Raw genomic sequence first — 12,851 nt, forward strand, 5'->3', positions numbered from 1 at the left:
AAAAATACAATAGTTTTAAAACTAAAAGTTGATTATCTAACTTTATGCTGTATCAAGTGTTTTAAGCCATGGTATAATGAATTTGGCAATTTCTAAACTACAAAACAATACCATCTTGAAAAAGATGCAGATATACTATATAATTTATAAGACTTTTACAAGGTAATTTTAAATGACTATAACAATTACGGATAGAGCTTTTGAACGTATTTACGAGTTAATAGAGCTCGCACAAGATAAGAATTTAGTACTGAGAGTTTCAGTTGATAGTGGTGGTTGTTCAGGTCTTATGTATAATTACGAATTAGTCTCAAAAGATAATATAGAGCAGGATGATTATGTCTTTACAAAACATAATGCTACAATCATTATTGATGCTATCTCTCAAAAATTCATGTTGGATTGTACTCTTGATTTTATAGAAGAACTAGGCAGTTCATATTTCAACGTTAGTAATCCACACGCTAAAGCAAAATGTGGCTGTGGTAATTCTTTTTCGGTATAGTACTTAATTTGCATATTGAATTTTAAGCCATCATTGTGGTTGATACAAAAACCATAATTGTGATGAGCAAATCTATGTTATAATCTCAAAAAGAGCAGCGTAAATTAAGCATTTGAAAAATCTATACACGCAACAAGACCTTGTAAATTTGTTATTAAATTCTATCTTTTAGCTAAGCATGATAGTGCAAAGTCAAATTTTTAATATTTAATATTAGATTGCACTTCTACTTATGCTTGTTTTTAATACTGTGTATAATTTTTACTATTAGTAAATTACTTATTTGAATTTTATTCGACTATAATTCACTCATTTGCTTATAACTTAAGCATTAAATCATTTTATTTATTATACTATGTGTATATCTGTGTATATCTTAAAAAGTTTATACTATTTAAGTATAAGCATCTTAAGTTACTACATCTTCGTATCATCAGTTATCAGAAGAGTATAAAGAACATATATCAGCAAAGTTTTTAGTATAATAACTAAATTTATAATTTTGTAACTGGAAATTGCTGTGCTTAATTTATATTTCTTCAAATCTAATGTAATGCTTCAAAAGCTTACTATTACTAAACTTAAATTCGTCTTTATAAAGATATAACATTTTGTCATTTATTTTTTCTACACTTTTGCTTCGAATTTTAGTAAATTTTTATATGTAGAATACATAGTATTATTTGCATTATTGTAAATCTAACTTTTCTGACTAATATTATTAAATAGAATCATAATTCTATCATTATCATCAGTTAAAATTATTCACAGTGTGTATACATTGATATATTTTTGAATGCGAAGAAAGTCCTTCATATGCTTTAAAAAATAACTTAGATCAACTATACAATAACTATTATCTTGATAGGCTTTCATTACAACCTTCTGAAAATAATTTATAAAGCTTAGCATTATTGTTAGTTCTTGAAAATTTTTAAGAGGTCAGAAATTTTGATATTCAATTTCATACTCAATATTTAAGTTTTGCTTTTCTTTAAAAGATATTAATAGAATATTTATGCAACAAATTGAAATTGTTAATTTCAGGTGGTACAATTTCAATTGTACTAGATAAATCTACTGATTACTTTGTAAAGTTTAAAGAGATAAACTCAAATTTTGATTATCATTTATACTGCAATTATTAAGAAATACTTTCCCAATAATTATTATTTCTTATTAATTTTACTAATGTGTAATAATATGTGTTATTATATAGCAAATATAATGTCTTTATTTATATAAATGATGCATCTTATATTTGAAGTAGATATATTCTTAATATTACATTCTTCAAGTATGCAAGAACAGTTAAATTTGGTATATTTTTGGTTCCACAATTTATGACTACATCAAATAATATATGAGTGCTATTTATATTTTCCAGGAAATAATTTTAGATTATTCTTCTTTTGTAATTTTATCATATTTTTTTAATTTGATAAGTATTGACTCTAAATGATCTAACTTAATCATACATGGACCATCACTTGGAGCATTGTCAGGATCTTGGTGTACTTCCATATATATACCAGCTATTCCTACAGAAATTGCTGCTTTTGCAAGTAACTCTACATATTTTCGTTCTCCACCGCTACTACCTCCTCGCCCTCCAGGCTGTTGCACAGAATGTGTTGCATCAAAAACTACAGGTACATTTAGCTCCGACATTATTGCAAGACTACGCATATCAGATATCAAATTATTATAACCAAAACATGATCCACGCTCTGTAAATAAGATATCTTTTGCTCCAAAAGCTTCTAGTTTTGTTTGTACATTTTTCATATCCCAAGGAGCTAGAAACTGTCCTTTTTTTACTTTTACTATTTTACCTGTTTTTGCTGCAGCCTTAAGCAAATCGGTTTGTCTACATAGAAATGCTGGAATTTGTAAAATATCTACTACTTTAGCTGTGTCGGTACATTGACTCTCTGAATGTACATCAGTAATAATAGGGCAATTGAATTCAGATTTAACTTTTGATAAAATTTCTAAACCTTTTTCAATACCAAGTCCTCTAATTCCATTTATAGAAGTTCTATTAGCTTTATCAAAAGAAGATTTATAAATGAATGGAATCGAAAGCTTACTGGTTAATTGTATAAGTTTTTCTGCCATAAATAACGCATGGTCTTCATCTTCAATCTGACAAGGTCCTGCAATTAGCACAAATTGTAAATCATTTCCTATTTTAATATTGTTAAGTTTTACTACTTTTTTCATAACTCTTAATATTTAATTATTGAATGAGACACAAATTAGTGTTTCTCTATTATATCATGTACTGATTCCTTCTCTATGAAGGCATTGTTAACTATTAGCGTATAATATTTTTCTTTTATTGTTGTTAAATCATAATTACCATAATAATAACCCTCTAAGTTAATAATTCTTTTTAAATAAAAATTTATTTGTTCTGTTTCTAATGATTCATCTATTGTATTTATAAAAAATGACCTAATAACAAACGCTTTTATTGTTTTAAATTTTTTAATAATTAAAAAAAGATCATGTGGTTTTATTACCAATATCACTACAAATAAACTTAATAATATTTGTGTTAAAGACATGTTTATATTAACTTCTTATGCTTATATTTTGGAGTTAAAATATTTTCACCATTAGTACTTAACATATATTTATGATAATCTTGATAATTTCCTTCAAACCATGTTGCATTATTTTCTTTATCATATGATATAATATGAGTTGCTATTCTATCTAAAAACCATCTATCATGACTAATCACTAATACACAACCTGCAAAATCTAAAATAGCATCTTCAAGTGCTCTTAACGTATCAATATCTAAATCATTAGACGGCTCATCTAATAATATAACATTTGCTCCTTCTTTAAGTAATTTTGCCAAATGTACTCTGTTACGTTCCCCTCCTGAAAGCTGTCCTACTTTTTTTTGTTGATCGCTACCTCTAAAATTAAACGCTGCACAATAAGCTCTACTTTTAATTATTCTATTACCAAGGTGTAATTCATCTAAACCTTCTGAAATTTCTTCCCATATAGTCTTATTATCATCTAAATGATCCCTTAATTGATCAACATATCCTAATTTTACTGTTTGACCAATTTTAATAGCACCACTATCTGGCATTACTTTACCTGTAATGATATTAAATAATGTAGATTTACCTGCTCCATTGGGTCCAATAATTCCTACAATCGCTCCACGTGGAACTTTAAAACTAAAATCTGATAATAATATTTTATTATTAAATTTTTTAGCTATATGTTCTGCTTCAATTACAAGATCACCTAAACGAGGCCCATTAGGTATAATTATTTGAGTAAGATCAATTTTATGTTCTTGTTGTTTATTTAATAATTCTTGATAAGCTGTAATACGTGCTTTGTTTTTTGATTGTCTAGCTTTTGGAGTTTGACGGATCCATTCAAGTTCACGATTTAATTGTTTTTTTCTAGCATCATCTTCTTTACTTTCTAAAGCTAATTTTTTTTGCTTCTGCTCAAGCCAAGAACTGTAATTTGATTTCCATGGTATACAATTCCCACGATCTATTTCTAATATCCATTCTGTAACATTATCTAAAAAATAACGATCATGAGTAATTACTATTACAGTACCTTCATAAGACTTTAAATAATCTTCAAGCCACGAAACTGATTCTGCATCTAAATGGTTTGTAGGTTCATCAAGTAACAACATATCAGGCTTCTCTAAAAGCAATTTACATAAAGCAACTCGTCTTTTTTCCCCGCCAGAAATTTTGTTAATCTCTGCTGCTTTTGGGGGGCAGCGTAAAGCAAGCATTGCAATTTCTATTTCACGTTCTAGATTCCATCCATTACAATTATCTATTTTTTCTTGCAATTCTGCTTGTTTATCAAAAAGCATTTGCATTTCTTCATCAGTGATTTTATCAGTAAACTTATTACTGATATCATTAAACTCATCAATAAGTTTTGTCTTTTCATGCAGGCCTTCTATAATATTATCGAAAACATTTTTAGTAGAATCAAGATATGGTTCTTGAGGTAAATATCCTATTTTTGTACCAATTTTAGCTGTTGCTTTACCTTCGAACTCTTTATCAATACCAGCCATTATTTTTAATAAAGTAGATTTACCTGCTCCATTTGGCCCTATTATACCGATTTTAGCTTTTGGTAAAAATGATAAGTTTGTTTCTTTTAAAATTTGTTTACCATTTATAATTTTGCTTAAACCAACCATCTCATAAACATATTGATATGACATAAATTACTTATTTCCTTATTATTTTACACCGCTATATTTACTATTAAGTAAATATATTTATTATTCTATAGACATAGAATTTTTTAAAAACATATATTGTAATTTCTATAATGATTTGATATTTCATTTTTAGATATTTATGTAAAGACAAAACTTTTATAATTTTATATATTCTTTTAATTTAATTTTGATAATATTAAATCTAATTCTTCCAAGTCTTTATAATGAAACATTAATTTCCCACCTAAGTTACAATTGTCTATTGTTATTTTTATACCAAATTTTTTGGATAAAGCTTTTACTAATAATTCTAAATCATTATCGATAATGTTATCTTTGAAACAAAGTTTACCTACTTTGTTAGTGTTGTTAGTGGATTTTTTATACTCATTTTTATGCCATTGTCTTACTAATGCTTCTGTTTGACGTACATTCAAATCATGATTTATAATATGATTGGCTATTTCTTCTGCATATTCGTGATTTATTAAACAGCGAGCGTGTCCCATACTTAGTATATTTTCATTTAATTTATCTTGTATAGATTGTGGTAAATTATTAAGTCTTAATAAATTAGCTATATGACTACGGCTTTTACCAAGCCGTTCAGCTAATTTTTCTACAGTATAATTAAAATTATCTACTAAATATTTAAATCCACGAGCTTCTTCCATCACTGTTAAATCAGTCCTTTGTATATTCTCAATTAATGCTGTTTCCATACTCTCTCTAGTATCAAAATTTTTTATAATGACTGGTATCTCTAAAACTTGTGCTAATTTACATGCACGCCAACGTCGTTCTCCTGCTATAATTTGGAAATTATTATCAACAATAATAGGTTGTAATAAACCATTATTCAATATAGAATCTGCTAATTCTTTTATTTTATTATATTCAAAGTGTTTTCTAGGCTGATTTTCATTTGGTTTTATTTTATCAATATTTATTATTTGTACTATTTCTGATTTTATAGGCAGTACTTCTTCCCCAAGTAATGAAGACAACCCTCTTCCTAGTCCTTTATTTTTTACCATATCTTTCTAAGATTTCTTTTGTAAGTTCTATATATGCCATTGCTCCTGCACATTTATAATCATATAGAATAGCCGGTTTTCCATATGAAGGAGCTTCAGATAGTTTAATATTTCTCGGAATAACGGTTTTAAATACCAATTCTCCTAAACATTTTCTAACATCATCTTCTACTTGCTCAGTTAAACGATTGCGTTTATCATACATTGTAAATAATATACCAGCAATCTTTATCTTAGGATTTAATTTTTTTTCTACAATTTCAATTGTTTTTAGTAAGTTACTTAAACCTTCTAACGAATAAAAATCACATTGCATTGGAATCAATACTTCGTCACTTGCAACCAAAGCATTTACAGTTAATAAGTTCAATGAAGGAGGACAATCAATAATTATATAATCATATAATATTTTTACTTCTTCCAAAAGCTTCATTAAAATATATTCTCGGTCTTTTAATGTCGTTAAATCTAATTCAGCGGCAGATAAATTAGTGTTTGAAGTAATTATTTCTAAATTTGGTATATTTGTAGAAATTATTGCATCTTTCAATTCTATTAAATTTGTTAATACCTGGTATATAGTATTTTTACGTTGTTGCTGAATAATTCCAAAACCAGTACTACTATTCCCTTGAGGATCAAGATCTATCACTAAAATTTTTTTATTAACCGAAGCAAAAGCTGTAGCTAAATTTACCGTAGTTGTAGTTTTAGCAACCCCTCCTTTTTGATTAACAATAGCAATTATTTTCATATGATTTTTGTTAAATTATTAACTTCTAAAATTTTTCCTGATCTACAAGTAATACTTTGATGTATTAAATAATCAAATAACCATTTCTCTTTAGCTTTTACTATCTCAGTTAAATAATTTTTTCCTTTTAATAATAAAAATTTTTCTCGTACTGAAATATTTTGTGTACAATTAAATATTGTATTTAAGTTCGAGAAAGCTCTACACGTTAATATATTACAATCTATTTCTATTTTTTCTATTCTTTGATTAATTATTTGTATACTGTTGTTTGATATCTTTGATGCTTTTTCTAAAAAAATACATTTTCGTAAATCAGCTTCTATTAAACTTACTTTTGCTACACCTGCTATAGATAATACTATACCTGGAAAACCAGCGCCACTTCCTATATCAACCAAGTGTATTTCTTTATTACTAATATATTGCATTAATTGTAAGGAGTCTAATATATGACGTTGCCAAAAATTAGGTATAGTATTATCTGATATAAGATTAATTGATTTATTCCATTTTTTAATTAAATTTTGAAGAATGTCTAATTTTTGAATTATTTCACTTGGAACTTCCATCGCTATATTTAGTTTTTAAATAAATTATAATAGCCATAATTGCTGCAGGTGTAATCCCTGAAATGCGACGTGCTACACCAATAGTAGTCGGTTTATGATAAGAAAGTTTTTCCTGTATTTCTAATGATATACTAGGTATTTTAAAATAGTCAATATTTTTAGGTATTAACTGTATTTCTTCACTTTGGAATAAATTAATATCTGCGTATTGTCTAGTTAAATATGAAGCATATTTTGCTTCAATATAAAGTAATTGTAAAATATTATTATTTTGTTTCCTAAGAATAGGAAAAATTTTAATAGCTTGCTCAACATTAAAAGTAGGTATTTTAAATAAATCTAATACTGTTTTATATTTACCGTCCTGTGCAACTTGTATACCAATTTTCGCAAGTTTACTGGTAGTTAAAGACAATTTATTTAACAATAATTTTGTTTTTTCTATATTGTTACATTTTTTTGTAAAAATATTTTTTCGCTTCTCTGTTACTACTCCAATGTTTATCCCTAATTCAGTTAAACGTAAATCAGCATTATCTGCTCTTAAAGATAATCTATATTCTGAACGAGAAGTAAACATACGATAAGGTTCTACAGTACCGGATGTTGTTAAATCATCAATCATTACTCCAATATAACTTGTTGCTCTTGTTAAGATAAAGGGCTCTTGATCTTTTACTGATAAAGCAGCATTTATACCAGCTATTATACCTTGTCCAGCAGCTTCCTCATATCCTGTAGTACCATTAATTTGTCCAGCGAAATACAAGCCAGTTATTTTTTTTGTCTCTAGAGTAATATTTATTTCACGTGGATCAACATAATCATATTCTATAGCATAACCTGGACGCAAAACTTGTGCATTTTCTAATCCCGGTATTGTTTTGATTAATTTGTATTGTATCTCTTTAGGCAAAGAAGTAGAAATACCATTTGGATAAATCGTATAATCCTCTAATCCCTCAGGTTCTAAAAATATACGATGTTCTAATTTTGTACTAAATTTGACTATTTTATCTTCAATAGAAGGACAATATCGTGGTCCTATCCCTTTTATTTGCCCTGAATACATTGCAGATTTATCAAGATTTTCACGAATAATATCATGAGTTTCTGCAGTTGTTTTTGTGATAAAGCAATTTATCTGAGGAACATCAATAGCATCTGTTAATTCAGAAAAAGGGCGAGGGATTTGATCTCCTTGTTGTAAAGTAGTTTTACTATAATCAATAGTACGCCCGTCAATTCTTGGTGGTGTGCCTGTTTTTAAACGAGCAATCTTAAATCCTAGTCTTTTTAATGTATTTGATAATCCATACGAAGGTTCTTCATATATTCTACCAGCAGGAATTTTCATTGAACCTATATGAATAAAACCAGATAAAAAAGTACCAGTAGTTAATACAACTTTTTGACAAAATATTTTAATACCATTATTTAAAATAACCGCTTCAACTTTAGAAGATTTAATTTGTATATCTTCTACTTTACCATATAATATATCTAAATTACGGTAATTTGTTAATATTTGATACATCACTTTTTTATAAAGCTTCCGATCAGCTTGAGCTCTAGGCCCCCAAACTGCTGGTCCTCTAGTCTCATTCAGCATTTTATAATGTATACCAGCTTTGTCTATAACGAAGCCCATTAACCCATCAAGTGCATCGATTTCTTTAACTAATGTGCCCTTTGCAATTCCACCAATTGCTGGATTACAAGACATTTCACCTAAATTTTCTGGTTTTAGTGTAATTAAGAGAGTATGTACTCCAAGACGCGCAGAAGCAGCTGCTGCTTCTACACCTGCATGTCCACCACCTATAATTATTACACCATATTTTAGCATTAATTATTCTATAATTTCAGATTTAGAAAAGAAAAATTTAATTTCTCTTTTTGCACTATTTTCACTATCTGAGCCATGAATACTATTAGCCTCAATTGATTCTCCTAAATCTTTTCGAATAGTTCCTTCTTTCGCTTCAGCAGGATTAGTTGCGCCCATAATGATGCGATTTAAAGTAATAGCATCTTCCCCCTTAAGCACTTGAAGTACTACCGCTCCTGAAGTAATATATTCAACTAAGCTATTAAAAAACGGCCTTGCTCTATGTTCATCATAAAAACATTCAGCTTCATATTTAGTTAAAAATTTCATTTTTTGTGCTACTATCTTTAAACCTGCATTTTCTAAATAAGTATTAACTTGTCCTATTTTATTCCTCTTGATCACATCAGGCTTAATCATTGAAAATGTATATTGTATTGTCATTTTATAACCTTTACATATTAAACGTATTAGATTTACTGCAATAAAAGGAATTTAAATTGGACACATCACCTCATACTGCAGTACAGAGACATAAGTTATGATTCGATTTTATAGGCTCAAGATATAAATTCAGAGATCCTATTTTTTAGCTGAATGATTCCATGTCAAAGCAAATAATCCTCCTCCTAAAAGAGCAGAAATACTAAAAAATATAAATACTCCATTCCAACCGTAATTATCGCTAATCCATCCTACTCCTACTCCCGCAATCGCAGCGCCTAAATAACCAAATAATCCTGATAACCCATTAGCAGTACCAACAGCTTGACGAGTACTGAAATCAGCAGCTGCTATACCTACGAGGAGCTGAGGTCCTGAAACAAAAAAACCTATTAATGAAAGAATTACTATACTTAATAATTCACTTTGAATAGGGACTTTCCAAAACAAAACTAACAACAAGGTCAGCAGTATCATACATATAGATGCAATAGGACCTCTACGACCTTGAAATAGCTTGTCAGATAAAATACCTGCTATTAATGCTCCTGGTATACCTATCATCTCATATAAACCAATTTGTAAACCTGCATTTACAAAGCTTATATTACATAAATCTCTTAAAAATGTTGGAGCCCAATAAATTACTCCGGAACGAATGATATAAACAAACATGTTTGCTAAACAAACATACCATATTAGCTTATTACAAAAGACCATCTTAAGTAATTGTGTAGTTAATAATCGCTCATAATTGCCTATAGCTTCAGGTGGATATTCTTTATATTCCTCTACTGTAGATAAACCAACTTCTTTTGGAGAATTACGTAGCCTATTATATAAAAAAAGTGATGCTACACACGCAACTAAACCTGGAACAAAAAAAGCAGCTCTCCAGTCAAATTTATCAATTAAATAACCGCAGCTTATCATAGCAAGAGCGCCACCTAGTTGATTAGAAGTTGCACCGATAGCCCATTTCGTGCCAAGTTCTTTTGCAGCAAACCAGTGAGTGAGCATTTTTGTTGCAGGAGGCCATCCCATTGACTGAAACCAATTGCTTGCTATCCATAAAATTCCTATAAGCCATAAAAAATCTGAAAAACCTATTAGAATAGTAATAATCCCAACAAATAAAAGACCCAAAACCATAAATACTCGAGCATTAACTTTATCGCTAATAAACCCATTACAAGCTTTACTCACTCCATACATAATAGATGCAGCAGTTAAGATCCAACCAATTTGTGTTTTAGTAACACCAAAATATTCTCTGATAGCAGGGGTCGCTATATTAAAATTCTGACGACAAAAATAAAAAGTCGCATAACCTATAACAATAGAATATAAAATCCTTATTCGCCAACTATTATATTTTTTTGCATATGGCGATCTTGGCGTTTTAATTTTAGACTCTATATTTGTCATATTATAAACTCTCCAACTATAAAAAGTAAGTTTTAGGTTTTTTAGAAGTTTTTTTAATAATTTTAAATTCTAGTTTTCATTTTTATTTACCAAAACTTGATACTCTTTATTTAAACCTTTAACCGCAAATATCCATAATATTACTATTATAAAGAATATAGAAGCAAAATAAGGAGTCGCCTCTATAAAACCAAATGCAGGAAATAAAATAAAGAATGTAGATTGAATAATAGCACCACCTGATTTACCGAGTCTTCCTCCGATAACTTCAACGGCAGCTTGCCCTTTGACTCGTAAATCCTTATCAAGTGGAATATATGCCATATTTTTAGTCGCATCAAATAAAGAATATTTCACACCTTTACTTAAAACATTTTGAATCATACCGAACATAACAGCAAGTGTTAAAGGACTTGAAGCAAGGATACCTGTTAAATTCATTGCAATAACACTATCAAAAAATATAAATGAAAAAAATGCTGCACCTGTTATGAACATCATTAATGGAGTGATCATAGCTGCAGTTAGCCATGATACTTTTCTTAAAATATTACTACCTATAAGCATAAAAGCAATTGCAACCCAACCCTGATAAAATTGGAACTGACCCATATATATTGTATAAGCCTCCTTTGTTGGATATAATTCTTTCACTTTAGATTTCCAAACACCTTCAACTAAATTTACTGAAACACCATAAGCAATAATTAATAATGCAATATAACCTACATATTTCGAAGTAAAGATCATTTTAAAACTTTCTATGAACGACAATTTGGCTTTAGCTTTTTTCTCTTTTACTAATGTTGGATCATATAACCTAGGATCAGTTAGAACATTTTTATTCATCCATCTATATGTTAATATTATTAAAAAACTACTTGTTATCATTATAACAAATAAAGGTATAAATTTTAAATGTTCTGACACTATTTGAGTTTTTTCGTGTAGAAAATATCCAATAACCACGGACGTTACAGGCAATGCTAAATTTGCAAGTAAACCAAACATTGAATAAAAACGTTTGGCTTCAGTGATTTTAGTAATTTGGTTAGCAAATTGCCAAAATAATAAACTAAGCATCATTGTTCCCCAAAGCTCTGCAATAGTATAAAAAGATGCAAAACTCCATTTACCAACTATTTTTATAAACCATTTGAAATTAGGATAAGCTAAACTTAAAGATTCTATAGTTTTATGATCAGGGTGAACTAAATCAGGGTATGGGTAAAGAACAAACGCAAATAATGCAAAATACCCTAAGAAAAATGAAGTAATAACATAAAATATATTTTCTTGCTTTAAAATATCACATAGCTTAACATAAATTACCATAGCAATTACAGCAGAAGGTAGTACTATATATGTTTTTAAAAAACTTATCGATTCTGTCCCTATATCTGTTACTACAAACCCATCTTTAATTGAACGAAGCGTTGAGTAGTTTAATAAAATACAGAACATCATAAATGCAAGTGGCAAAAACTTCTTATTTTCATGTTGTTCTATAGGCCAAATTATCTTTCTTAGTTCTGAGAGATAATTTTCACTTTTGGAAGTACTCATAATTAAATTTTCTATTTATTTGAAGATAAACATTATATTAAAATACATGATAAAAGTCAAACAAATTGATTTTTTCTAAAAAGAACTAAATAAACATTATATTAACTACAGGATGTGAAAAAGAAAACAATTTTTACTTTATTTTGATTTCTATATATCAACTATTAATAAACTAAATGAAAATTTTATGAACTGTAAATTATGAAAGCTTATTGGATATTTTTTGGGTTCAATATTCTATAACAATACTTATAATAGCTAACAATCCAAAATATTTAAGGCAAAATATTAAATTTTAATTTAATCTATCTACAATATGCGTACAGCAGTTAGTATAATAATTTTACAAAAATTATTAAAATAGCTATGAAAATAGCCGATAATACTTCTTTAATCTACCGTAAATATAGCAATTTACATTCTAAAGTGATCATTAAATGCAGCAGTCTTGAGTTAGATATTGCAATTTTG

At 28.2% G+C, this 12,851-nt stretch carries 11 protein-coding genes; 1 reads left to right on the top strand and 10 read right to left on the bottom strand.

Annotated features, from left to right (window positions below):
- Positions 1 to 172 precede the first annotated feature (172 nt).
- A complete protein-coding gene (locus tag RT_RS00345) occupies positions 173 to 505 on the top strand; it encodes an iron-sulfur cluster assembly accessory protein (RefSeq protein ID WP_011190542.1) in 333 nt (110 codons plus the stop codon).
- A 1,401-nt stretch (positions 506 to 1,906) separates the two neighbouring features.
- Here RT_RS00345 and kdsA read toward each other — a convergent pair.
- From kdsA to tlc1, 10 genes are all read right to left on the bottom strand, one after another.
- A complete protein-coding gene (kdsA, locus tag RT_RS00350) occupies positions 1,907 to 2,731 on the bottom strand; it encodes a 3-deoxy-8-phosphooctulonate synthase (protein ID WP_011190543.1) in 825 nt (274 codons plus the stop codon).
- Positions 2,732 to 2,766: 35 nt separating this feature from the next.
- The gene (locus tag RT_RS00355) at positions 2,767 to 3,078 is read right to left on the bottom strand and encodes a DUF2672 domain-containing protein (RefSeq protein ID WP_011190544.1); all 312 of its coding nucleotides are present in this window, start codon (positions 3,076 to 3,078) and stop codon (positions 2,767 to 2,769) included.
- Between the two features lie 2 nt (positions 3,079 to 3,080).
- A complete protein-coding gene (gene ettA, locus RT_RS00360) occupies positions 3,081 to 4,748 on the bottom strand; it encodes an energy-dependent translational throttle protein EttA (RefSeq protein ID WP_011190545.1) in 1,668 nt (555 codons plus the stop codon).
- A gap of 176 nt (positions 4,749 to 4,924) precedes the next feature.
- Complete coding sequence (locus RT_RS00365; RefSeq protein WP_011190546.1) at positions 4,925 to 5,785, bottom strand: ParB/RepB/Spo0J family partition protein; 861 nt, start codon at positions 5,783 to 5,785, stop codon at positions 4,925 to 4,927.
- On the bottom strand, positions 5,772 to 6,539 hold the full coding sequence (locus RT_RS00370) for a ParA family protein (RefSeq protein WP_011190547.1): 768 nt from the start codon (positions 6,537 to 6,539) through the stop codon (positions 5,772 to 5,774). Before RT_RS00370 ends, RT_RS00365 begins: the two co-directional genes overlap by 14 nt.
- Positions 6,536 to 7,111, bottom strand: a complete 576-nt coding sequence (rsmG, locus tag RT_RS00375; RefSeq protein WP_011190548.1) for a 16S rRNA (guanine(527)-N(7))-methyltransferase RsmG — start codon at positions 7,109 to 7,111, stop codon at positions 6,536 to 6,538. The genes RT_RS00370 and rsmG overlap by 4 nt, the downstream gene beginning before the upstream one ends.
- Positions 7,095 to 8,960 (bottom strand): tRNA uridine-5-carboxymethylaminomethyl(34) synthesis enzyme MnmG, encoded by a 1,866-nt coding sequence (gene mnmG / locus RT_RS00380; RefSeq protein WP_011190549.1) that lies wholly within the window; start codon positions 8,958 to 8,960, stop codon positions 7,095 to 7,097. The genes rsmG and mnmG overlap by 17 nt, the downstream gene beginning before the upstream one ends.
- 3 nt (positions 8,961 to 8,963) lie before the next feature.
- Positions 8,964 to 9,386 carry a nucleoside-diphosphate kinase gene (ndk, locus tag RT_RS00385; RefSeq protein WP_011190550.1) on the bottom strand — a complete coding sequence of 141 codons (423 nt, stop codon included), beginning with the start codon at positions 9,384 to 9,386 and terminating at the stop codon, positions 8,964 to 8,966.
- Between the two features lie 138 nt (positions 9,387 to 9,524).
- Complete coding sequence (locus RT_RS00390) at positions 9,525 to 10,814, bottom strand: MFS transporter (protein WP_011190551.1); 1,290 nt, start codon at positions 10,812 to 10,814, stop codon at positions 9,525 to 9,527.
- Positions 10,815 to 10,883: 69 nt separating this feature from the next.
- Positions 10,884 to 12,380, bottom strand: a complete 1,497-nt coding sequence (tlc1, locus tag RT_RS00395; protein WP_011190552.1) for an ATP/ADP exchange transporter Tlc1 — start codon at positions 12,378 to 12,380, stop codon at positions 10,884 to 10,886.
- Positions 12,381 to 12,851: the final 471 nt, after the last annotated feature.

The organism is Rickettsia typhi str. Wilmington (assembly GCF_000008045.1).
Taxonomy (GTDB): Bacteria; Pseudomonadota; Alphaproteobacteria; order Rickettsiales; family Rickettsiaceae; genus Rickettsia; species Rickettsia typhi.